General features: G+C 63.9%; 26 protein-coding genes. 10 read left to right on the forward strand and 16 right to left on the reverse strand.

Annotation, left to right across the window (positions count from 1 at the left end):
• Positions 1-7 precede the first annotated feature (7 nt).
• Positions 8-1054 (reverse strand): dihydroorotase, encoded by a 1047-nt coding sequence (gene pyrC / locus AC25MA_RS13915; protein ID WP_088852677.1) that lies wholly within the window; start codon positions 1052-1054, stop codon positions 8-10.
• A gap of 130 nt (positions 1055-1184) precedes the next feature.
• On the opposite strand from pyrC, the gene AC25MA_RS13920 reads away from it, so the two are divergent.
• Positions 1185-2162 (forward strand): flagellar protein MotY, encoded by a 978-nt coding sequence (locus AC25MA_RS13920; protein ID WP_213883551.1) that lies wholly within the window; start codon positions 1185-1187, stop codon positions 2160-2162.
• Positions 2163-2290: 128 nt separating this feature from the next.
• The gene (locus AC25MA_RS13925) at positions 2291-3508 is read left to right on the forward strand and encodes an argininosuccinate synthase (protein WP_028690076.1); all 1218 of its coding nucleotides are present in this window, start codon (positions 2291-2293) and stop codon (positions 3506-3508) included.
• Positions 3509-3551: 43 nt separating this feature from the next.
• Here AC25MA_RS13925 and AC25MA_RS13930 read toward each other — a convergent pair whose 3' ends face one another.
• On the reverse strand, positions 3552-4007 hold the full coding sequence (locus AC25MA_RS13930) for a hypothetical protein (RefSeq protein WP_213883549.1): 456 nt from the start codon (positions 4005-4007) through the stop codon (positions 3552-3554).
• 371 nt (positions 4008-4378) lie between these two features.
• Here AC25MA_RS13930 and AC25MA_RS13935 point away from each other — a divergent pair, with 371 nt between their 5' ends.
• Positions 4379-5005, forward strand: coding sequence for a response regulator transcription factor (locus AC25MA_RS13935; protein ID WP_028690074.1), 627 nt, complete (start codon positions 4379-4381; stop codon positions 5003-5005).
• Positions 5006-5047: 42 nt separating this feature from the next.
• On the opposite strand, the gene AC25MA_RS13940 is transcribed toward AC25MA_RS13935, so the two are convergent.
• From AC25MA_RS13940 to metG, 7 genes are all read right to left on the reverse strand, one after another.
• Positions 5048-5224 (reverse strand): PA3496 family putative envelope integrity protein, encoded by a 177-nt coding sequence (locus AC25MA_RS13940; RefSeq protein WP_028690073.1) that lies wholly within the window; start codon positions 5222-5224, stop codon positions 5048-5050.
• 104 nt (positions 5225-5328) lie between these two features.
• Positions 5329-5967, reverse strand: a complete 639-nt coding sequence (nth, locus tag AC25MA_RS13945) for an endonuclease III (RefSeq protein ID WP_486972111.1) — start codon at positions 5965-5967, stop codon at positions 5329-5331.
• A 4-nt stretch (positions 5968-5971) separates the two neighbouring features.
• The gene (locus tag AC25MA_RS13950; protein ID WP_213883547.1) at positions 5972-6496 is read right to left on the reverse strand and encodes an Rnf-Nqr domain containing protein; all 525 of its coding nucleotides are present in this window, start codon (positions 6494-6496) and stop codon (positions 5972-5974) included.
• The gene (locus AC25MA_RS13955) at positions 6493-7104 is read right to left on the reverse strand and encodes an RnfABCDGE type electron transport complex subunit G (protein WP_213883546.1); all 612 of its coding nucleotides are present in this window, start codon (positions 7102-7104) and stop codon (positions 6493-6495) included. The genes AC25MA_RS13950 and AC25MA_RS13955 overlap by 4 nt, the downstream gene beginning before the upstream one ends.
• The gene (locus AC25MA_RS13960; RefSeq protein WP_213883545.1) at positions 7101-8072 is read right to left on the reverse strand and encodes an RnfABCDGE type electron transport complex subunit D; all 972 of its coding nucleotides are present in this window, start codon (positions 8070-8072) and stop codon (positions 7101-7103) included. Before AC25MA_RS13960 ends, AC25MA_RS13955 begins: the two co-directional genes overlap by 4 nt.
• Before the next feature lie 78 nt (positions 8073-8150).
• Positions 8151-8699, reverse strand: coding sequence for an Rnf-Nqr domain containing protein (locus tag AC25MA_RS13965; RefSeq protein WP_213883544.1), 549 nt, complete (start codon positions 8697-8699; stop codon positions 8151-8153).
• Positions 8700-8788: 89 nt separating this feature from the next.
• Positions 8789-10831: a methionine--tRNA ligase gene (metG, locus tag AC25MA_RS13970; protein WP_028690067.1), complete on the reverse strand. Its 2043-nt coding sequence runs from the start codon at positions 10829-10831 to the stop codon at positions 8789-8791.
• A 158-nt stretch (positions 10832-10989) separates the two neighbouring features.
• On the opposite strand from metG, the gene apbC reads away from it, so the two are divergent.
• A complete protein-coding gene (gene apbC, locus AC25MA_RS13975) occupies positions 10990-12084 on the forward strand; it encodes an iron-sulfur cluster carrier protein ApbC (protein ID WP_028690066.1) in 1095 nt (364 codons plus the stop codon).
• Between the two features lie 132 nt (positions 12085-12216).
• On the opposite strand, the gene AC25MA_RS13980 is transcribed toward apbC, so the two are convergent.
• A complete protein-coding gene (locus AC25MA_RS13980; protein ID WP_003254922.1) occupies positions 12217-12426 on the reverse strand; it encodes a cold-shock protein in 210 nt (69 codons plus the stop codon).
• A gap of 329 nt (positions 12427-12755) precedes the next feature.
• On the opposite strand from AC25MA_RS13980, the gene dcd reads away from it, so the two are divergent.
• Together dcd and AC25MA_RS13990 are read left to right on the forward strand one after the other, a co-directional pair.
• Positions 12756-13322: a dCTP deaminase gene (gene dcd / locus AC25MA_RS13985; RefSeq protein ID WP_003258001.1), complete on the forward strand. Its 567-nt coding sequence runs from the start codon at positions 12756-12758 to the stop codon at positions 13320-13322.
• 93 nt (positions 13323-13415) lie between these two features.
• A complete protein-coding gene (locus tag AC25MA_RS13990) occupies positions 13416-13658 on the forward strand; it encodes a hypothetical protein (protein ID WP_062363571.1) in 243 nt (80 codons plus the stop codon).
• Positions 13659-13664: 6 nt separating this feature from the next.
• On the opposite strand, the gene AC25MA_RS13995 is transcribed toward AC25MA_RS13990, so the two are convergent.
• The 6 genes from AC25MA_RS13995 to AC25MA_RS14020 all read right to left on the reverse strand — a co-directional run bounded on the left by AC25MA_RS13995 (position 13665) and on the right by AC25MA_RS14020 (position 19250).
• Positions 13665-14780 carry a succinylglutamate desuccinylase/aspartoacylase family protein gene (locus tag AC25MA_RS13995; protein ID WP_028690064.1) on the reverse strand — a complete coding sequence of 372 codons (1116 nt, stop codon included), beginning with the start codon at positions 14778-14780 and terminating at the stop codon, positions 13665-13667.
• A gap of 175 nt (positions 14781-14955) precedes the next feature.
• On the reverse strand, positions 14956-17391 hold the full coding sequence (locus AC25MA_RS14000; RefSeq protein WP_236247964.1) for a penicillin acylase family protein: 2436 nt from the start codon (positions 17389-17391) through the stop codon (positions 14956-14958).
• A 193-nt stretch (positions 17392-17584) separates the two neighbouring features.
• The gene (locus tag AC25MA_RS14005; RefSeq protein ID WP_028690062.1) at positions 17585-17788 is read right to left on the reverse strand and encodes an SEC-C metal-binding domain-containing protein; all 204 of its coding nucleotides are present in this window, start codon (positions 17786-17788) and stop codon (positions 17585-17587) included.
• A gap of 7 nt (positions 17789-17795) precedes the next feature.
• Positions 17796-18272, reverse strand: coding sequence for an LEA/WHy family protein (locus AC25MA_RS14010; RefSeq protein ID WP_028690061.1), 477 nt, complete (start codon positions 18270-18272; stop codon positions 17796-17798).
• Positions 18273-18274: 2 nt separating this feature from the next.
• A complete protein-coding gene (locus tag AC25MA_RS14015; RefSeq protein ID WP_028690060.1) occupies positions 18275-18751 on the reverse strand; it encodes a YchJ family protein in 477 nt (158 codons plus the stop codon).
• A gap of 4 nt (positions 18752-18755) precedes the next feature.
• Positions 18756-19250 carry a DUF6231 family protein gene (locus tag AC25MA_RS14020; protein ID WP_028690059.1) on the reverse strand — a complete coding sequence of 165 codons (495 nt, stop codon included), beginning with the start codon at positions 19248-19250 and terminating at the stop codon, positions 18756-18758.
• A 160-nt stretch (positions 19251-19410) separates the two neighbouring features.
• Between AC25MA_RS14020 and AC25MA_RS14025 the strand changes: the two genes are divergently transcribed.
• The 4 genes from AC25MA_RS14025 (at position 19411) to AC25MA_RS14040 (ending at position 22037) form a co-directional block, all read left to right on the forward strand.
• On the forward strand, positions 19411-20103 hold the full coding sequence (locus AC25MA_RS14025; protein ID WP_028690058.1) for a PA1041 family peptidoglycan-binding anchor lipoprotein: 693 nt from the start codon (positions 19411-19413) through the stop codon (positions 20101-20103).
• 89 nt (positions 20104-20192) lie between these two features.
• Positions 20193-20912 (forward strand): PA1041 family peptidoglycan-binding anchor lipoprotein, encoded by a 720-nt coding sequence (locus AC25MA_RS14030; RefSeq protein WP_028690057.1) that lies wholly within the window; start codon positions 20193-20195, stop codon positions 20910-20912.
• Positions 20913-21010: 98 nt separating this feature from the next.
• The gene (locus AC25MA_RS14035; protein WP_028690056.1) at positions 21011-21286 is read left to right on the forward strand and encodes a DUF1145 domain-containing protein; all 276 of its coding nucleotides are present in this window, start codon (positions 21011-21013) and stop codon (positions 21284-21286) included.
• On the forward strand, positions 21279-22037 hold the full coding sequence (locus AC25MA_RS14040) for a hypothetical protein (RefSeq protein ID WP_036985967.1): 759 nt from the start codon (positions 21279-21281) through the stop codon (positions 22035-22037). Before AC25MA_RS14035 ends, AC25MA_RS14040 begins: the two co-directional genes overlap by 8 nt.
• Positions 22038-22271: the final 234 nt, after the last annotated feature.

Below are 22271 nucleotides of genomic sequence, written 5' to 3' on the forward strand. Positions count from 1 at the left end.
TCTTCGCTCACGCGTTGTCCTCCAGCAGGCGCCAGCGCAATTTCTCACCGGCGCGCAGGGGGATCACGGTGTTGTCGCCGAACGGCAGGCTGTCCGGCGCGGTCCATTCCTCACGGACCAAGGTGATGGTGTCGGTGTTGCGAGCAAGGCCGTAGAAGTCCGGGCCGTGCTTGCTGGCGAAGCCCTCGAGCTTGTCCAGCGCGTTGCGCTGTTCGAACGCCTCGGCATACATCTCGATGGCGGCGTAAGCGGTGTAGCAGCCAGCACAGCCGCAGGCGGCTTCCTTGGCATGCTTGGCGTGGGGCGCCGAGTCGGTGCCGAGGAAGAACTTCGGATTGCCGCTGGTGGCGGCATCCAGCAGCGCCACCTGGTGGGTGTTGCGCTTGAGGATCGGCAAGCAGTAGTAGTGTGGGCGGATACCGCCGACCAGCATGTGATTGCGGTTGTACAGCAGGTGCTGGGCAGTGATGGTCGCACCAACGTTGGCTGGCGCCTCGGTGACGAACTGCGCGGCGTCGCTGGTGGTGATGTGCTCGAACACTACCTTCAGGGTCGGGAAGCGTTCGACCAGGCGGCGCATGTGCTCGTCGATGAAGCGCTTCTCGCGGTCGAACACGTCGATCTCGCTGCGTGTGACTTCTCCGTGCACCAGCAGGGGCATGCCGGTTTCGGCCAGGGCCTCGATCGCCGGGAAGATATTGTCGATGCTGGTCACGCCCGAATCGGAGTTGGTGGTGGCGCCGGCCGGGTAAAGCTTGGCAGCGTACACGATCCCGCTGGCCTTGGCGGCACGCACATCGTCAGCGCTGGTACGGTCGGTGAGATAAAGCACCATCAGCGGCTCGAAGCGGCTGCCGGCGGGACGTGCGGCAAGGATGCGCTCGCGGTAGGCAGCGGCCTCGACGGCGTTGCGCACTGGCGGAACCAGGTTGGGCATGATGATGGCGCGGGCGAAGGTGCGCGCCACGTCACCGACGGTGTGTGGCAGAACGGCACCATCGCGCAGATGGATGTGCCAGTCGTCGGGGCGCAGGAGGGTCAGGCGATCGGACATTGGAGATTCCAGGCGGGTCGAACTCAGAAGCCAATGCTACCGGAAAACCCCTGTTCGAGCACGGCTATCAAGTTTTCCGACGGGCGACCGATAGCGTTCAGGTAAGCCGCCAGAATCTGTGGAGCCGACCGTGCGCCAGCGTTACCTAGCCCTGTTCACCCTCGTTGCCAGCTTGCCGGCCGGGGCAATGACCTTCCAGACCCGCGTGGAGAACGTCGCCTGGAAAGTTGAGGGTGACCAGTTCGAATGTCGCCTGATCCAGCCGATCGACGGTTTCGGCAGCGGCGAGTTCGTGCGCCGCGCCGGCGAGCAGCCAACCTTCCAGCTGCGTTCGGACAGCAATATCCTGGGCGCCGGCTCCGCCACCTTGCTGGCCGCCGCCGCGCCCTGGCAGCCCGGGCGCGGCGACATCAACCTTGGTGCGGTGCATATGGCCCGTACCGGGGTGTTGTTCACCTCCAGTCAGGGCCAGGCCAGCCGTTTGATCAACGGCCTGCTCGATGGACGCAGCACCGTGGTGCGCAACTACCGCGGCGAAGGTGGCCGACCGATGGAAGTGCATGTGATGCCGGTCAGTTTCGCCAAGGCCTACAGCGACTACCAGTTGTGCGCCGCCAAGCTGCTGCCGATGAACTACGACCAGATCCGCCAGACCCAGGTCGGCTTCCCGGGGGGCGGGATCGAGCTGGACAGCTCGGCGCGCGCGCGCTTGGATGTGCTGCTGGACTACCTGAAGGCCGATCCGACGGTCAATCACATCGAACTCAATGGTCACTCCGACAACAGCGGCAATCGTCTGACCAACCGCGACACCTCGCGTCGACGGGCGCTGGCGGTGGCCGAGTACCTCAAGGCCCATGGTGTGCCGGAAGAACAGATCACCGTGCGTTTCCATGGTGAGCGCTACCCGCTGGCCAAGAACAACAGTGCCGCCAACCGCGCGCGCAACCGCCGGGTGAACATCCAGCTCGAGCGCGTGACGCCGGTCGAGAAGCCGGTGGAGAAACCGGCAGCGCCGGTGCCGCCGTCGACCCCGACACCCACGGCTACCACACCTGCGCCAACGCCTGCGGCGGCTGCCACGCCGTCCGCTTCGGCGAAGTCCTGAGAGCGACCACGGGTCGCGCTCTCGACAATTCCTGTCGCTTTGTCGTCACAAGCTGTCGCCCCATTGTAAATATTTCGGCAAGGCCGGTAGAATCAACGGCTTTCCGTACAACCCCGTGGAGTGATGGCATGGCGGACGTAAAAAAGGTCGTATTGGCGTATTCCGGCGGCCTTGATACTTCGGTGATTCTCAAGTGGCTGCAGGACACCTACAACTGTGAAGTGGTGACCTTCACCGCTGACCTCGGCCAGGGCGAGGAGGTCGAGCCGGCCCGCGCCAAGGCCCAGGCGATGGGCGTGAAAGAAATCTACATCGACGACCTGCGCGAAGAGTTCGTGCGTGACTTCGTCTTCCCGATGTTCCGCGCCAACACCGTCTACGAAGGCGAGTACCTGCTGGGTACCTCCATCGCCCGTCCGCTGATCGCCAAGCGCCTGATCGAGATCGCCAACGAAACCGGCGCCGACGCCATTTCCCACGGTGCCACCGGCAAGGGTAACGACCAGGTGCGCTTCGAGCTGGGTGCCTATGCGCTCAAGCCAGGCGTCAAGGTCATTGCCCCGTGGCGCGAGTGGGACCTGCTGTCCCGCGAGAAGCTGATGGACTATGCCGAGAAGCACGGCATCCCGATCGAGCGCCACGGCAAGAAGAAATCGCCGTACTCGATGGACGCCAACCTGTTGCACATCTCCTACGAAGGCGGTGTCCTGGAAGATACCTGGACCGAGCATGAGGAAGACATGTGGCGCTGGAGCGTCTCGCCGGAGAATGCCCCTGACCAGGCCACCTACCTCGAGCTGACCTACCGCAACGGTGACATCGTTGCCATCGACGGCGTCGAGAAGACCCCGGCCACCGTGCTGGCCGACCTCAACCGCATCGGCGGCGCCAACGGCATCGGGCGCCTGGACATCGTCGAGAACCGCTACGTCGGCATGAAGTCGCGCGGCTGCTACGAGACCCCGGGCGGCACCATCATGCTCAAGGCCCACCGCGCCATCGAGTCGATCACGCTGGACCGCGAAGTCGCTCACCTGAAGGATGAGCTGATGCCCAAGTACGCCAGCCTGATCTACACCGGCTACTGGTGGAGCCCGGAGCGTCTGATGCTGCAGCAGATGATCGACGCCTCCCAGGTCAACGTGAACGGCGTCGTACGCCTGAAGCTGTACAAGGGCAACGTCACGGTCGTCGGCCGCAAGTCGGACGATTCGCTGTTCGATGCCAATATCGCGACCTTCGAGGAAGACGGCGGCGCCTACAATCAGGCCGACGCCGCGGGCTTCATCAAGCTCAATGCACTGCGCATGCGCATCGCGGCCAACAAGGGTCGTTCGCTGCTGTAAGCCTATGGTGTATCAGAAAAAACCCGGCCTTGGCCGGGTTTTTTCATGCCCGGGATTCAGCGGGCGGCGCGACCTCGCCTTGCTGCATCGGCGATACCGACAGGTGGATGCAGGTTCGCGTATCGAGGTTGTACAGGATCCAGCGCCGCTGTTGTCCGTGTGGACGCTCGACCATCCGCAGCACATGGTTTTCGATAATCTTCCGGCTGTCGGTACCGGAGATGGCGATGATCATTGCCCCTTTGTCCCTTGCCGCAGAGGGGGGCATTGTTTTATCCGAAGTACAGGCACGCCTGTCCGGGGCAAAGAGTGAACCGCTATTGAAGTTGAGTGTGAGAAAGAACAGCACGGTGAGGAAGAACGGAAAACCTACCAGGAACCAAGTGTAGACAGTCTGGCTGTCGTCACTGAGGAATGGTAGTGAGGCCAAGGCGGATCCCTCAATCACACCGGCAAAGACAGCGATAAGAGTCAACGGGCTGATGGGGTCGCGGTTCATGATGAGTGCCTGGCCATGCTTTGCTCATCTGTAGCCCGTTTTCCCCAGCCTGTTAAGCGTGGCTTGTTTCCCTACCCAGTAATGGCGTGGTTCGTAGGGCAGGCCTTTATCCAACCTGTATAGTCGAATTTTCCCGCGAAATGTGTCACCCGGCGACACTTGGATCCAATTTTGGCGACTGTTACTTTCTGACTCGTTGCGATGGACATGCATGTATTACATTTTGTTAATTAGCTGTTTGTAGGAAGAATCTCTAATAACAGTAGTCCACTTCTTTCGGTGAATCTGCCAGGGAAACCGCTGCATAAATAATCGTTATGCTCGGGTGTGGTGGTCTATCGAACTAAAAACAACGTATCAATGGGAATCGCATGAATAAAGTGCTGATCGTGGATGATCACCCGGTCATTCGCCTGGCCGTACGCATGCTGATGGAGCGGCATGGCTACGAGGTGGTGGCGGAGAGCGACAATGGTGTGGATGCCTTGCAACTGACGCGGGAATATCTGCCGGACATTGTCATTCTGGATATCGGGATCCCCAAACTGGATGGGCTTGAAGTGATTGCCCGAATGACCCTGGCAAGTCCGGGGACCAAGGTGTTGGTGTTGACGTCTCAGGCGCCAGGGCATTTCTCGATGCGCTGCATGCAGGCAGGGGCGGCGGGTTATGTGTGCAAGCAACAGGAACTGACCGAACTGCTCAGCGCGATCAAGGCCGTGCTGTCCGGTTACAGTTACTTCCCCAACCAGGCGCTGCACAAGGGGAGATCGGGTGTGAGTGGCGCCACGGAGATGGAGATGGTCGAGCGGCTTTCCGGGCGGGAGATGATGGTGCTGCAGCAGCTTGCCCGGGGCAAGAGCAACAAGGAGATCGCCGACAGCATGTTTCTCAGCAACAAAACAGTCAGCACCTACAAGACGCGACTGTTGCTCAAGCTCAATGCCCGCTCGCTGGTGGACCTGATCGAACTCGCCCAGCGCCACGGGCTGGCCTGAGCCTCATTGAAAAAGCCTCCGCTCGGGAGGCTTTTGCGTTTACTACAGGTCGTAGTCGAAGTCGGCCAGTTGCTTTTGCAGGCGTCGTTCCTCAAGCATGTTGTCAATGGTGCGGCGTTTGCTCAGGTTGGTCTTGGCCGGTTCGGCCTGCGGCTCCACATCGTCGTCCGCACTCTGAAAATCGTCGTCGATTGCCAAGTCTTCTTTATCGGTGCTCATGCGTCACTCCAAGCCAAGGGGCCATTGGCCGTCCTTATAACGGGAATCGCAGAATGGGTAAAAAAGATTTTTTCAATCGCCTCGAGCAAGTATGAGCTATCGCCTCAATCGTCAGAAGTCTTCTGCTTGTATTCGCACAGGTCTTCGATCCGGCAACTGCCGCAGCGCGGTTTTCGGGCCTGACAGACATAGCGGCCATGCAGGATCAACCAGTGATGGGCATCGAGCAGATAGTCCCTGGGGACGAACTTGAGCAACTTCTTCTCCACCTCCAGCACGGTTTTACCCGGCGCGATGCCCGTGCGGTTGCTGACCCGGAAGATATGCGTGTCGACGGCCATGGTGAATTGGCGAAAGGCAGTGTTGAGCACCACATTGGCGGTCTTGCGGCCAACGCCTGGCAGGGCTTCGAGGGCTTCGCGGGTCTGCGGGACTTCGCCGGCGTGCAGTTCGATCAGCAGGCGGCAGGTTTCGATGACGTTCTTGGCCTTGCTGTTGTACAGGCCGATGGTCTTGATGTACTCGCTCAGGCCTTCGATGCCCAAGGCGTGGATCGCTTGTGGGGTGTTTGCGACCGGGAACAGGCGAGCGGTGGCCTTGTTGACGCCGACATCCGTCGACTGGGCCGAGAGGATTACCGCTATCAGCAGTTCGAAGGGGGTGGAATAGGCCAGTTCGGTCTTGGGCTCGGGATTGTCTTCATGCAGCCTGCGAAAGATCTCCAGGCGTTTGGCGGCATTCATGGGGTCAGCGGGTTCCTTGACGGCGTGAGGCGGTGTTCGATGGACGCAAGTGATTGTACAGGCCCAGCAGCAGGCCGAGCAGTATCAAGGCGCCAGGAGCCAGTGCGGCGAGGTGTAGGCCGAGAGCATCGCTCAGCAGTTGGCGGCAGATGCCCAGGGTCAGGCCGGTTGCGAGGACACCGAGCAGTCCTAGCCCCAACTGGCGATATCGGCCAGGTTGTGCTGGCAGTTGCTCACTGGCCAGGCAGGGCAGGGCCAACAGCAGCGGGTAGAGGGTAAGTTGCTGGGCCAGGGGCATCGCCCAGGCTTGCAGGCCGAGGTGCAGGCAGGTCGCCAAGGCGGCGGCAAGTACAGTACTTGCCCACAGGCGGGGGCCATGGTCCAGGTGCCTGCGCAGCGGGATCATCAATACCTGGTGCAGGCCTACCAGCAACACTGTGCAAAGGCTTATCGCCAACGCCTGGACGACAGTGCCGGTCGCGCCGAGCAATGGCACCAGGCTGATTGGCACGGGCCAGCAACGCTTCATGGGGATGTCTCACCGAGCAACGCGGGGCGATGTTGGTCGAAGTAGCGCAGCGTATCCTGGATCGCCTCGATGACTGCCCGCGAAGTCACCGTCGCCCCGGCTAGTTGGTCGAACGCACCCTGGTCACGCTTGAGCGCCCAGGCCTGTTCGGGTGTATCGCGCAGTGTCTGACCGAGAAACTGGTCCAGCCAATGGCGCGCCGGATCGACCAGTTGATCGCCCAGACCAGGGCTTTCCTGCTGTTTGAGTACACGCACGCCCACCAGACGGCCCGCAGGGCTGATGGCGATCACCAACTCGATGGCACCGCCATAGCCTTGGACGCTGCTGTGAAGCAGAACAGCGCTGGTGGCTCCCGCCAATTTGGCGCGGTAGCCGGCCAGCAGATGGCTATGGCTCAGTTTAGTGGCCGTGAGTGCCACGGGCGTTTGCAATGGCCGGTTGTCGTAGCTGCCCGGTGGCAGCACCTTGAGCCACTGCTGTTCCTGCCACTGGCGGGAAGCCACGGCAATCGGTCCGGCGGTGAAGCGCTGCCAGGCCAGTGTCGCGGCAATCGCCAGTCCTGCCACCAGTACCAGCACTGCGGTACTGCGTTGGCGGGCGATCATGGGCAGGCCTGCTGGCGGCGTTCCACCCAGCGGTCAAGGATGGGCGCGGCGAGGTTCATCAGCAGGACGGCGAACGCCGTGCCATCGGCGAAGCTGCCCCAAGTGCGGATCAGGTAGATCAGCAGGCCGGTGCCTATACCGAACAGCAGGCGGGCCTGCGGTTGCTTGCAGCCGGACACCGGTTCGGTGGCGATGAAGAAGGCGGCGAGCATGGTCGAACCGGACAGCAGGTGCAGCAGTGGCGAGCCGTGGGAGTCGGAGCCGGAGCCATTCCAGCCCAGCAGGCTGGACAGGAACAAGGCGCTGAGCAGGCCGACGGGGGCCTGCCAGCCGAAGACCTTGCGCTGCAGCAGGAACACCCCGCCGAGCAGGAAGGCGAGGTTGACCCACTCGGTGCCACGCCCACCCAGATGGCCGAACGCCGGGTGACTGGCGAACAGTTCGTCGATGGTCAGGCTACGGTTGTGGCGCAAGACATCAAGCACCGTGGGGCTGGCCCAGGCGTCGATCCTTTCACTGGCCCCGAAGCTCAGGCTCAGGCTTTCCACGAGGCCAGGTGCCTGACCTGGCCAGTGGTTCATCTGCAGTGGGAAACTCAGCAGGACGAACCCATAGCCGACCATGGCGGGGTTGAACAGGTTGCGCCCGACGCCACCGAAAGCCTGTTTCCCCAGGCCGATGGCGACGCAAGCCGCCGTCACCGGCACCCACCAGGGCGCCTGGCTGGGTAAGGCTGCCGCCAGCAGCGTGGCGGTGACCAGCGCGCTGCCGTCGCCAGCGGCGCAGGCGACCGGCATTCTCCGCCAGCGCAGCAGCAGCGCTTCGGTGATCAGCGCCGTGCAACCGCTCAACAGCAGATTGATCAGCACGCCCCAGCCATGCAACCAGAACAGCACCAGCAGACCAGGGGCGCAGGCTAGCAGTACCAGTTGCATGGTGCTGCGCAGGCGCGGATCAGTGGTCGTCATGGTTTTGCGCTTCCTTGAGGTGTTGCGCAGCAGTGGCTTCAATTGCCGGGGGCAAGACATTGATGCGTAGGGTCAGGATCATTGGGTGAAGAGTCCGTTGAATCCCGAAAGCGCCATGGCCATCACGCCGCTGCCGATCAGCTTCACAGGCAAGCCGCGCAGGGCTGCGGGTATTTCCCCATGGTGGCAGCGGGCCTCAAGGTCGGCATACAGCATAAGGGCCAGCCAGAATCCCAGTGCACTGATGACAGCCCACACCAGCACTCTCCATCCGTCCGCATCGTCGTTGGCAAGCTGTAACAGCAAGCCTAGCACCACGGCGTTTGCGCTCAGCAAGGGTTGCAGGCCGTGCATGGGCCAGCTTGGCCGAAAGCGTCGGAGCAGGTTTGGCAGTGTCCAGGCCAGTGCCGTCAGCAAGGGCAGGAAAATGAACAATTGCAGGTTCTGCAACTCCATGGGTGCGAGAAATTGCCGGTGCAGCCAGGCGCCGACAGGCAGCGCAACGAGGATCATCAGGGCCGAACACAGGCCCAATGCATGCAGGCGCGCACGCTCGATCGGCTCGGCCTGCAGGACCAGGTGATTGACCAGCGCGGCGCTGACCAGGATCAGGACGTAGTCACTCATGGCGATGCCGAAAGCGGGAGGGTGCCGTCATTATCGGACAGCGGGCGGCAGATGCAACTGCCCCGGCCATTTGGCCGGGGCAGGAGGGCTTACTTGATGCGCTGGCCTGGCTTGGCGCCGCTGTCAGGGCTGAGCAGGTAGATTTCTTCACCACCGGGGCCGGCGGCCATGACCATGCCCTCGGAAACGCCGAAACGCATTTTGCGCGGCTTGAGGTTGGCCACCATCATGGTCAGGCGGCCTTCCAGCAGGGAAGGTTCCGGGTAGGCCGATTTGATGCCCGAGAACACGTTGCGACGCTCGTCGCCGATGTCCAGGGTCAGCTGCAGCAGCTTGTCGGCACCGGGCACGGCTTCGGCCTTGACGATCAGCGCCACGCGCAGGTCGACCGCGGCGAAGGTGTCGAATTCGATCTCGGCCGACAGCGGGTCCTTGACCAGCTCGCCATTGCCCGTCGGGGCGGCCTTGGCTTCGGCAGCCAGCAGGTCTTCCTTGCTGGCGGCGACCATGGCCTCGACCTTGGCCGGCTCGATGCGGCTCATCAGGGCCTTGAACGGGTTGAGCTGATGGTTTTCCAGGCGCGACAGGTGGTCGTCCCAGGTCAGCGGGGCGACGTTGAGGAACGCCTCGGCATCCGCTGCCAGCAGCGGCAGCACCGGCTTGAGGAAGATTACCAGCTGGCGGAACAGGTTGACGCCCTGGGCGCAGATGGCCTGCACCTCGTCCTGCTTGCCCTCCTGCTTGGCCAGCGACCAGGGCGCCTTGTCGGCGATCCAGGCGTTGGCGCGGTCGGCCAGGGCCATGATTTCGCGCATGGCGCGGCCGAAGTCGCGGGCCTCGTAGGCCTCGGCGATCGACGGCGCGGCGGCGAGGAAGGCCTCGGTCAGTTCGGGCGCGGCATCGCCGGCAACCATCACGCCATCGTTGCCCTTGTGGATGAAGCCGGCGCAGCGGCTGGCGATGTTGACCACCTTGCCGACCAGGTCGGAGTTGACCTTCTGCACGAAATCCTCGAGGTTCAGGTCGAGGTCATCGACGCCGCGACCCAGCTTGGCGGCGTAGTAGTAGCGCAGGTATTCCGGCTGCAGGTGGTCGAGGTAGGTGCGCGCCTTGATGAAGGTGCCGCGCGACTTCGACATTTTTGCGCCGTTGACGGTCAGGTAGCCGTGCACGTTGACCGCGGTCGGCTTGCGCAGGCCCGCGCCTTCGAGCATCGCCGGCCAGAACAGCGCGTGGAAGTTGACGATGTCCTTGCCGATGAAGTGGTACAGCTCGGCCTTGGAGCCTTCGTTCCAGAACGCGTCGAAGTCCAGCTCCGGGCGGCGGGCGCAGAGGTTCTTGAAGCTGGCCATGTAGCCGATCGGCGCGTCCAGCCAAACGTAGAAGTACTTGCCCGGTTCGCCCGGGATCTCGAATCCGAAGTACGGCGCGTCACGGGAGATGTCCCATTCCTGCAGGCCCGAGTCCAGCCATTCGGCGAGCTTGTTGGCCACCGCGTCCTGCAGGGTGCCGCTGCGGGTCCACTGCTGCAGCATGGCCTGGAAGTCCGGCAGCTTGAAGAAGAAGTGCTGCGAGTCGCGCAGCACCGGGGTGGCGCCGGAGATCGCCGACTTGGGGTTCTTCAGTTCGGTGGGGGCGTAGGTGGCGCCGCATTTCTCGCAGTTGTCGCCGTACTGGTCCTCGGCCGCGCACTTGGGGCAGGTGCCCTTGATGAAACGGTCGGCGAGGAACATGCCCTTCTCGGGGTCGAAATACTGGGTGACCGAACGGTTGGCGATATGCCCGGCGTCGCGCAGACGGGTGTAGATCAGGCTCGACAGCTCACGGTTCTCCTCGCTGTGCGTGGAGTGGTAGTTGTCGAAGTCGACCAGGAAGTCGGCGAAGTCGGCGCTGTGCTCGGCCTGGACGTTGGCGATCAGCTGCTCCGGGGTGATGCCTTCCTTTTCCGCGCGCAGCATGATGGCCGAACCGTGGGCGTCGTCGGCGCAGACATAGATGCACTGGTTGCCGCGCAGCTTCTGGAAGCGCACCCACATGTCCGTCTGGATGTACTCCAGCATATGGCCAAGGTGGATCGATCCATTGGCATAGGGCAGGGCGCTGGTGACGAGAATCTGACGTGGCTCGGACATGGTGGCTCGGCTACTTATCTGGCTACGGGGTAAAAATGAGGGTGATCGGCCACTATAAAGGGCTGGCGAATTTATTTCACCCCAAGGACGCATCTGCTGACGATTGACGGGTTAGCATAGGCGCCTGTTCCGTATCCAGTTTGCCAATGGGAGCCTCCATGAGTGCCGTCACCCGTGCCGCCGTCGAAGGCGTGCTTCGCCAGTACACCGACCCCTACCTGAACCAGGACCCGGTCAGCGCCGGTTGCGTGCGCGCCATCGACATCCAGGGCGGGCAGGTCAGCGTGCAGTTGCAGTTGGGGTATGCCGCCGGCCTGTTCAAGGGCGGCTGGGCGCAGGTGCTGCAGACCGCGATCGGCAACCTCGATGGCGTTGCCTCGGCGAGCGTGAGCATCGACTGCGTGATTGCCACCCACAAGGCTCAGGCCCAGGTGCCGGCCATGGCCAACGTGAAGAACATCATCGCCGTGGCCTCGGGCAAGGGCGGGGTCGGCAAGTCGACCACCGCCGCCAACCTGGCCCTGGCCCTGGCCCGCGAGGGCGCCCGAGTGGGTATTCTTGATGCCGACATCTATGGCCCGAGCCAGGGGGTGATGTTCGGCATCGCCGAGGGCACCCGTCCGCAGGTGCGCGATCAGAAGTGGTTCGTGCCGATCAAGGCCCATGGCGTCGAGGTCATGTCCATGGCGTTTCTCACCGACGACAACACGCCGATGGTCTGGCGTGGCCCGATGGTCTCCGGGGCATTGCTGCAACTGGTGACCCAGACCGCCTGGGACGACCTCGACTACTTGGTGATCGACATGCCGCCGGGCACCGGCGACATCCAGCTGACCCTGGCGCAGAAGGTGCCGGTGGCAGGCTCGGTGATCGTCACCACGCCCCAGGACCTGGCGTTGCTGGATGCGAAGAAAGGCGTGGAGATGTTCCGCAAAGTCAACATCCCGGTGTTGGGCGTGGTCGAGAACATGGCCGTGCATATCTGCTCCAACTGCGGCCATGCCGAGCACCTGTTCGGTGAAGGTGGTGGCGAGAAGCTGGCCGTGCAGTACGGCGTCGACCTGCTGGCGTCGCTGCCGCTGTCGATGCTGATCCGCGAACAGGCCGACAGCGGCAAGCCGACCGCCATCGCCGAGCCGGAAAGCCAGATCGCCATGGTCTACCAGGAGCTGGCGCGGCAGGTGGGGGCGCGGATCGTGCTGCAGGAAGCGGCGGCGCCGGCGATGCCGAGCATTACCATCAGCGAAGACTGACGCGTCACCTGTAGGAGCGGCCCTTTCGCGACACAAGGCCGCTCCTACAAGGGCCGGCGGATAGCTTTTGAACAGGCACAAAAAAACCCGCCAATGGCGGGTTTTTTTTGAAAGCGAGGAAGCGAGATCGACTTAGGCGATCTGAACTTCTTCAGCCTGCATGCCTTTCTGGCCGCGGGTAGCGACGAAAGTAACAGCCTGGCCTTCTTTCAGGGTTTTGAAGCCGTCAGCTTGGATGGCTTTGAAGTGCACGAACAGGTCGTCGCCCGACTGAGGGGTGATGAAGCCGTAGCCCTTCTCATCGTTGAACCACTTGACAACACCGGATTGACGGTTGGACATTTTTCTGTCTCCTTGGACAAAGTTGATAACGGTCAGGAAACACCCTGACCGGGACTGAGCGCAAAGAGAGCAGAAAATTCAGCGATGGGCCGATCAGGATCGTGCATCAAACTAGAGATTCTCGGTGTCACGTGCAGCACAGTGGCGCCACCTTAACCCACTTTCCACAACCTGCCAATGGCCAAGAAGCGCTTTGATGAAATTCGGATCGGCGGCCTGTACAGGCCCCGTCCGGCGCGGGATAGGGCGAGGAAACTTTAACCTGGGCGTTGGGACCGGTAAGATGCACCTCTCGTTTTTTACCCCGCACTCTTCAGGACACCCCCGCCATGAGCATCAAATCGGACAAGTGGATTCGCCGCATGGCGCAGGAACACGGCATGATCGAACCGTTCGTCGAGCGCCAGGTGCGCGGCGAGCAGGACAGCCGGGTCATTTCCTTCGGTGTCTCCAGCTATGGCTACGACGTACGCTGCGCCGACGAATTCAAAGTCTTCACCAACATCAACTCGGCCACCGTCGATCCGAAGAACTTCGATGCCGGCAGTTTCGTCGACATCAAGAGTGACGTGTGCATCATTCCGCCGAACTCCTTCGCCCTGGCCCGCACCGTCGAGTATTTCCGCATTCCGCGCGACGTGCTGACCATCTGCCTGGGCAAAAGCACCTACGCCCGTTGCGGCATCATCGTCAACGTCACGCCGCTCGAGCCCGAGTGGGAAGGCCATGTGACCCTGGAGTTCTCCAACACCACCACGCTGCCGGCGAAGATCTACGCCAACGAAGGCGTGGCGCAGATGCTGTTCCTGCAGTCCGACGAGGAATGTGAAGTGTCGTACAAGGACCGTGGTGGCAAGTACCAGGGCCAGCGCGGCGTCACCCTGCCACGCACCTGAGCCGACAAAGCGCGGGAATTGTTTCCGCGCCCGGCACTCCAACGAGAAGTCCTGGCGCGCATGCCGTGCGCCGGGCCTCGTCAGGAGCCGCCTATGAAAATCGACCCCGCAATCAGTGCCAAGCTGGCCGTCCTGCAGCCGAACCAGATCGGATTGCTGGCCTGGTCGCTGATGGCCCATCCGCCGATCCACACACCACTGCCGATGCAGGCCGGTGGCGTGCCGCACCAGCCCGATCCCGACACACCGCAGCCGCCAGAACCAGGTGAACACCCACCGATGGAGCCGGGCGAGCCGACCCTGCCCGATGAGCCGCCTCCCGCCCCAGTGGCCTGATTTGTCTCAGTTGCCCAGCAGATAGCCGCTGCGGCAAACCTGTGCGCCGGCCACATGGGCAACCACCATGCCCGCCGTGGCCATGCGCCTGATGCTGCGCGCGTAGAGCAGGCCGGCCTGGGTATTGCGCAGAGGGGTGACCCGGTCGTTGAGCGGGTCGATGACCTCGGCTATCAGCTCTCCGGCTTGCAGGTACTGGCCGGGCGCGGCGTGGAACACCAGCAGCCCGCCAAGCGGCGTCATGACTGGTTCCACCGCCGCCAGCGGCGTCGCCGGGTGAACCAATGCGGGCAGCGGGGCCGGCTGGCCCTCGATGATCCCGGCATGGGTAAGGAAGTCGAGGATCGCCTGGCAGTCCCGGGTCGCCAGGGGGTGGCTGACATCGGCCTGGCCGCGCAGCTCGATGGTCACCGAGAAACTGCCCTGGGGGATCGGGAAGCGTTTGGCGAAGCGCTGCTGCAGCTGCCACCACACCAGGCTGAAACACTCATCGAACGACTGTCCACCCGAGTCGGTGGCCAGCAGGCTGGCCTGCACGCCTAGGTAGCGGGCCAGCGGCTCGACCTGGGGCCAGGCTTCCGGCGTGGTATACAGATGCTCGACCGCCTCGAAGTCGCAGTGCAGGTCGAGGACCATGTCGGCGTCGCAGGCCAGGCGTTGCAGGGTCAGGCGCTGCGACTGCAGCGGCGTGTTCGCGGGGTGGGCATCCAGGCCCCGGCGCAGGTATTCGCGAATCAGCGCCAGGTTGTGCGCCGGATCCTGGGTGAGATGGCCTTCGATCTGGTCACCGATGCTGTCGGACAAGTCGACGAACTTGCGGTTGAAGTTTTCACCGCTTTGCAGTTCGAAACGGCCCAGCGGCGCGTCCAGCAGCACCTGTTCCAGGCCCACCGGGTTGGCCACCGGTACGAGGATGATCTCCTTGCGCAAGCGGCCCTGCTGCTCCACTTCCCCGAGTCGCTGCTTCAGGTGCCAGGCCACCAGCATGCCCGGTAGCTCGTCGGCGTGCAGCGAGGCCTGGATGTACACCTTGCCGGCGCCACGCGGGCCGAAGTGGAAGCTGTGCAGCTGGCGGGCGATACCCGGGACAGGGGAGAGCAGGTCGTGGGTCGATTGGTGCATGGTGGTCCTGATATCAGCGTTTTAGGGCGAAGGCTGGGATCAAGGATAGAAGCATAACTTCGGGAGTGGCGCACTATTCGGATCGCGGGGCGCAAGGGAGCCAGGCGATGACTCGGTATCGGCCATGAGATCGAGCGCCGCCAGCGCGACGCTTGATCTCGGACTGCCAAATGAGCTACTTGCCAGGCACCAGGGTCAACCGCTGGCTGCCATAGGCCCGGGCAAAGTTCTGTGGTTGCAGCGGCAGGCTGCTGAAACGGCCTTTGAACCAGGCATCGAGCCCGTCGCTGTAGTGGCGGCTGGCCGGGTTGCCGGACTGGCCGTTGCTGGTCAGTACCTGCAGCGGTTCGGCCTGGCCGAAGTCGATGATCATGCGCGCCGAGGCCGGCAACTGAGTGTCGAAGCCGCTCCCCAAGGCATAAGGCGTCAGGGCCAGGGTGCTGAAGTCGCCTCCCGCCGCCAGGGGCGCGCGGTCGAGCTTGTCGCCCAGGCCATGATAGGTCGGTGCCGGCCAACGGTAATGGTGCAGCTTGCCCCATTGCCAGGCACGGCGATCCGCGCCGAGCTGGGCGGTGCCGGCATCCACCGCGGCGGCCAGGCTGCGGGCGAGGATGGTCGGCTTGTCTTCCTTCTGCGGCGTGCCGCGATCATCCCAGAACGGGCTGTCCTCGCGCCCCAGCAGGTGATCGACCTGGGCGGAGTAGGAGAGCTGGGCATTGCCGACGAAGGCCTGCCAGGCCGGGCTGGATTCCGGGCCCAGTTCGTCGAGGAAGGTCCGCCGGGTGACCGCCTGCAGGAACAGTTCATACAGCGCGGCATCGGCCGACACCGGGCTCAGCCGGCCATCGAAGGCCTTGAGCCGGGCCAGGGCATCGCGGGCCTTGTCGCGCTGCCCGGCGGGCAGGGCATCGATGGCCTGCTTGAGCGGCTGGGCCATGCCGGGCGCGTCGAACATCTGCTTGAGCTTGTCGGCCAGCAGCGTCACCTGGTCGTTCTGCAGGGCCATCAGGCTGCGGCTGTCGTGACGACCGTTGCCGGCCAGCTGGGCCATGCGCTCGGCACGCTCGGGGTAGTACCAACTGCTCGACAGCTGCATGCCATAGCCCTTGGGCAGGCTGCGCTGGTTGGCGTGACCGATGAAGCCGGCGGGCGGATCCTGGTCGTAGGGGTGCAGCATCGGGTCGGCGTAGCCGTCCCAATCATAACGCCCGTCCCAGCCCGGCGAGGGCAGCAGGCCCTGGCCTTCGCGGCGGTTGGGGTAGCGGCCACTGACCTGCCAGCCGATGTGCTGGGGCTCGGCGAACACGAAGTTCAACGCCGCCGCAGCGACCTCGCGGGTGCTGTCGAAGGCGCGCTCGATGTTCTGCGCGCGGGTCAGGTCGAACAGCGCGTCGAGGCTGCGATCTTCCTTGAGCTGCGGTAGGTGCAGGGCCAGGGCCAGGCTGCCATGGCCTGGCAGCAGGGTGCCATGGCGGGTGTCGTACATGACCTCGCGCTGCGGGCGCTGGCCGCGGACGAAGAAGGTTTCATTGCGTGCGCGGGCCTGCTGCCACTTGCCGTCAGCGAGGTAGCTCAGCTGGCTGCCCTGGCGGCGTACCTGCTCGAGGAACAGGTCCTGGTTGTCGGCCATCACCGCGCTGCTGCTCCAGGCCAGCTTGCCGTTGTAGCCGGCCAGCACGATCGGCAGGCCTGGCAGCGACAGGCCGGCGACCCGGTACTTGGTGGTATGGATCTGCACCGGGCTCAGTGCCCAGGCGGCGCGGCTGTCGCTGGCCAGCAGGCTATTGCCGCTGCGGCTGCGCTGGGGCGTCAGGGCCAAATTGGCCGAGCCGGGGGCGCCCAGCAGGCCGAGGTCGGCCAGTTGCTGGCCGGCGGCGGTGAGTGCGCCGAGCCCTGGCAGTTGGCTGGTCAGGTTCACGCCCTTGAGTTTGTCGAGCTCGCCCTCGGCCAGTGGCTCGTCGGGGGCGCCGGGCAGCAGCCAAGCGAGTTTGTCGGCACCGACCTTCTGCGCCAGGGTCAGGGCCGACAGTTCCTCCTGCAGGTTCACCGACTGGCTGAAGGCGTAGAGGCTGAAGATCAGTGCCGAGTCCTCGGGCTTCCAGTATTCCGGGCGGTAGCCGCTGCGGGCGAGCTCGCCCGGCAGCTTGTCGCGGTAGCGGAACAGGTAGGCGTTGACCCCGCGGGCGTACACCTCGAAGAAGCGCTTCAGGCGCGGCGAGGCATCGGCATACAGCTGGCCGGCGCTCTGCTTGAGGTTGGCGGCGCGCATCAGGCGATCGATCTCCAGGGCATCGGCCCCGGCCAGCTCGGCCAAGCGCCCCTGGGCCAGCAGGCGCATGGCGACCATCTGCTCGATGCGATCCCCGGCGTGCAGGTAGCCCAGGCTGAACAGCGCGTCATGGAAGCTGCTGCTTTCGATCAGCGGCGCGCCCATCGCGTTGCGCCGAACCGAGACGTTCTGCGCCAGGCCCTTGAGCGGTTGGACGCCCGTCGTCGGCAGCACACTGTCCTGGTGACCACCCATCTGGCAGCCGCCGAGTGCGAGCAGGCCTAGCAACGCGGCAGCACTGCCGAGGCGGAGAGGGAAGGGCGGAAGGACGGGGGCGGCCATGACTAGGCTCCTGCAGGGCGTGGCGGGGTTCTGAAAGGCGCTAAGGTAGTGAGCGCGCAGTCGCCGTGCAAGGTGCCGGGGAGCTTTATTTACCAGTGGTCGTGCTGGTATGTGCGGATCGCGGGCCAAGCCCGCTCCCACGACGATTTGCCGGGGAGCGGGCTTGGCCCGCGATGGCCTGATTTGACGTCGATCAGGCGCCGTGGCACTTCTTGAATTTCTTCTCGCTGCCGCACGGGCAAGGGTCGTTGCGGCCGACGTCCTTCAGGGCGTTGCGCACCGGCTCCTGGTGGCCGTGGTTGCAGTGCGGGCCGTGTACATGGCCATGGTCGTGGGCGTGGTGATGGTCGTGACCGTGGTTGCAGTCGGGGCCATGGACATGGGGTTGCTGGGTCATTGCGGGGTTACTCCGGTTGTAGATCGCCGGGGATTATCTCACCCCTTTGCGACAAGTGCAGGTCCCGATGGAGGATCAGCCCGGTGGCCAGCTCGCCGCGCAGTTGGTATTGCAGGGGTTGCCCACGCTTGAGCAGCTTCGCCAGGGGCTTGAGGTGCTGCCAGAGGTTGGTGCGCACGGTGATCTTGAAGGTGCGCCGGGCCTGGCCGCCGACGCTGCGCCACAGGCTGGCCTCGTCCTCGGCCAGGAGCAGGTCGCCCAGGCGCACCGAATAGGTCAGATGGCGGATGAACAGGCGGCTTTCGTTGGGGTTGTCGACCCGCAGGTGCAGGACGAACTCCTGCTGATGCAGACGCATCTTCACCGGCTCCACCTCGAGCAGGTGCAGCTGTGGCTCACGCCAGGTGTCGCCGCCCCAGCCGGCGCAGCCCGTCAGCCAGCCCAGCAACAGGCAGAGTGTGAGCAGGCGGGCCAGGGGGCGCATGTTCAACTACCGAGGTAACTGGCGCAGCATTTCTTGAATTTCTGCCCGCTGGCGCAGGGGCAGGGATCGTTGCGACCGGCCTTGAGTGCCACGGTCGGGTCGATGAAGTACCAGCGTCCTGCATGCTGGACGAATGCCGAGCGCTCGCGGTGCTGGTGGTCGCCTTCCAGGTCGTGCCAGCGTGCGGTGAAGGTGACGAAGGCGTGTTCGGGTTGCCCACCCAGTACCTCGGCGCTTTCCACCTCCAGCCCCAGCCAGGTGCTCTGCGCGCTCCAGGCCGCCATGGCGGCGCGATCCAGCTCGGCCTGCTGGGCCGGCAGGGTGGTGTTCACCAGGTAGTCGATCAGGCCCAGCACGTAGGCGCTGTAGCGCGAACGCATCAGGGTCTGGGCGTCCGGTGCCGGGGTGCCGCTGTGATAGTGCCCACAGCAGGCGTCGAGCAGGTTGCCGCTGCCGCAGGGGCAGATCGAGACACTCATCCAGTCACCACCAGTACTTGCCGAAGTTTTCAGGGTTGGCCCAGAACTTTGCATTGAGCCAGTCCGGGACCTGCTTGTAGTCATGCAGATCATAGGTGAACAGGCTCAACACCTGTTCGTCGCGCTGGAACTTCTCGCTGGCCGAGAGTGCCAGCGAATAGAAGTCGGTGTCCTGCCAGCCGCAGGCGTTCAGATCCGCCAGCACCGCGACGCGGCTGGCGTTGAGGTTGCGGATGCCGCCCAGCAGCTCCAGGCCGGTGCGCTTGGGCAGGTGCTCCAGACAGTCGACCAGTACCGCCAGGTCGAAGCGTCGGGCTGCCTGTTCGGCGGGGAGCGGACCGGGTGCGGCGACCTCGATCCGGGTCTCGGGATGGGCGGCAGCGAAGGCTTCCAGAGCCGGGAAGCGACTGCCCACCAGCAGCAACTGGCGCGGGGTGAAGCGATCGAGCAGGGCGGCCAAGGCCTGCTGCGGCGTGCGTTGTGAAAAAACCTCGGTCATTGCCATTCCTCGTTCAGGTCGCTCAAGACTAGCGGTCCTAAGCGATCGGGCAAAGAGGCGCGTCGCTACGTCGGGGCTTATTGCTGGCAGAGCGGTAATCGCCGGTCTTTACTCCCAGAGCATCGGTAATGCACCGATTCCCCCTAGGAGAAGCAACAAGATGAGCATAGTACGCACAGCGATACCCCTGGTTCTGCTCACCAGTGTGTTGACTGGTTGTGCAGGTTTGCAGAAAACCGACTGGCCGAAGTGCGCTGCCGTCGGGGGCGTGGGCGGCGCGGCCCTGGGCGCGATCGAGAGCTCCAGCTGGGCTGGCTGGGGCGCATTGCTCGGTGGTGGCCTGGCGGCCGGCTATTGCTGGGCCCACGGCGATGGCGACGAAGACGGCGATGGTGTGCCGGACAGCCGCGACAAGTGCCCTGGTACTCCGCGTGGCGTGCAGGTCGATGCCAACGGTTGCCCGCCTGAGCCGGCGCCGGTGGTCGAGGAAGTGGTGGTGCAGAAGGAAGAGGTCATCGTCATTCGTGACGTTCACTTCGAGTTCAACTCGGCAAGCCTGACTCTCAAAGACAAAGAACGCCTGGATAAAGTGGCCAGTCGCCTGAAGCAGGAAGCGCCGAGCGCTCGTCTGAGCGTGACAGGTCACACCGACAGCGTCGGCTCCGATAGCTACAACCAGAAGCTTTCCGAGCGTCGTGCCCAGTCGGTGACCAACTACTTGGTCGAAAGCGGCGTGCCGCGAGCCAGTTTCATTTCGGTGGGGGGCGCGGGTGAGACCCAGCCGGTCGCTGACAATGCCACGGCCGATGGCCGGGCGATGAACCGGCGCACCGAAATCAAAATCCAGCGTTGAGTGCCGTACGCCCGCGCCTTGAGAAGTGACGCGGGCGCGTCTTTACTCCTGTGTGACCGGTAGCGGCCGGTGACACAGGAGCAATCACCATGCGTGTTTTGTCGAAAGCGGCGCTGCCGTTGGTGGTGGCGACGAGCCTGATTACAGGCTGCGCCACCCACAGCGATGGCAGCGCTCCCCTCAATCAAAGGACCTGGCCCATCTGCAGCCTGCTGGGCGGACTGGTCGGCGGCGGCCTTGGCGCCATCGAAAGTTCCAGCTGGGCGGCCGGTGCCGGCGTTGCCGGTGCGATTGCCGGTGGCCTGATCTGCTATGCCCAGGATGGCGACGAGGATGGCGATGGCGTATTCGACCGCCGCGACCGCTGCCCGGACACCCCGGCAGGTACCCAGGTCAATCACATGGGCTGCCCGCTGCCGCAGTATCCGGCGTCGGCACCCCAACCGGAACCCACCGCAACCCCAGAGGTGATCACGCTCGATGACCAGGGCCAGGTGCTGTTCGCCTTCGACTCCGCCGAGCTGACCCAGGGCGCCCAGCAGCGCCTGCAAGGTTTGCTGCCCAAGCTCAACGACCCCAGTGTGACCAGTGTCAAGGTCATCGGTTTCACCGACAGCGTGGGCTCGGATAGCTATAACCAGCGCTTGTCCGAGCGTCGCGCCAGTGGTGTTGCCGAGTACTTGATCAGCCAGGGGCTGGCGCCGAACAAGGTGACCAGCCAGGGCCGTGGCGAGAGTGAGCCGGTGGCTGACAACGACACCGATGAGGGTCGCTCGCGCAACCGACGGGTGGAGCTGCACCTGAACTGAACCCCTCTGGCGCATGCCCTGGCAGTAGGGTTACTGTTGCCGGCGCGGCCCGCTCGAACGGGCCGCGCCGACATAACAACAATCCATGGGGGCCGGACATGAAGTTCATCCTGGGCCTGGGCAAGGCTCTGACGGTGGCGTTCTGGGGCGTGGTGCTGTTCAACCTGTTCATGCCGCAGCCGTTGCCGCTCAATCTGCTGATCAATGCCGCGGGTATCGTCCTGCTGTCGCTGCATGCGCTGGAGGTGCTGTTCTTCAATGGCAGCCTGCGCGGGCGCAGCCACCGTTGGTTCGATCGCCTGCAGATCCTGCTGACCGGTATCTTTCACGTCATGTCCATCCCCCGTCCGCAGGAGGCGTCGAGCCGTGCGTAAACTGATGTTGCTGGCCGCACTGGCCAGTCCCCTGGTCCAGGCCGAAAGCCTGGAGGTCGCCGCCCATTCGATGCTGCGTCTGCCCAACAAGGCGGCCAGTGTGCACCTGGAGCAGTTGCGGGTGGCCGACTCGGCGACGCTGTTGCTGCCGGCCACGCTTACCGAACTGAAGATCGACCGGCTCGAGCTGGGGCGCGATGCGCGGATCGCCATTGCGCCGGCGGAGCGGGACCTGAGTATCGAGGCTTTGAGTGCCTACCTGGGCGAGGGCAGCGAATTCAGCGCGCCTGGGGCGCCCGGGACCTATGAACGTGCTGCGCGGCCTGGGCGTAACCTGGATCTGCGGTTGCAGGCGCTGGAGGCGGATCGGCTGTCGATCGATGCCCGCGGCGGGGCTGGGGCGCCGGGGTATGTTGGGCTCGATGGGGCCAATGGCAAGCCCGGGGGGTGTACCTGGGGGCAGGCCAGCCGTGGGGCCAATGGTGATGATGGTGGCAATGGGCATGATGGGGCTTCCGGCGGGCGGGTTCGTCTGGCGGTGCCTGAAGGGTTTGCGCAGGAGCGGATTGTGGTGCGGCTTGATGGTGGTGCGCCGGGCAAGGCGGGGGCTGCTGGGAAGGCTGGTTTGGGTGGGGCCAGTAAGGGGTGTCTGGTTTATCGGACTGATGCTGGGGGGGATGGGCGGCCTGGGCAGGCCGGGCAGCCTGGGTTGGCTGGGGGCTCGGGGGAGTTGATTCTTCAGCGGCTTTGAGTTTCTTTGGTTAGTGTTGTTTGGTTGTTTGGTTGTTTGGTTGTTTGGTTGTTTGGTTATTTTAGTTGGTGTTGAGAGTTGTATTTGCATTCATTTGCGATGTTGACGCTTATTCACCTTTCCGCCCTTACGGCGGGTTACTTAATGAGATGGTCACCCCGGCACCCTGCGAGGCGTACGCTTTCGCAGGGTGCTTTTACTTCGGAGACCGTCATCATGAGCAGCGTGACCCTG

It is taken from the genome of Pseudomonas sp. P65(2024) (genome assembly GCF_057480955.1).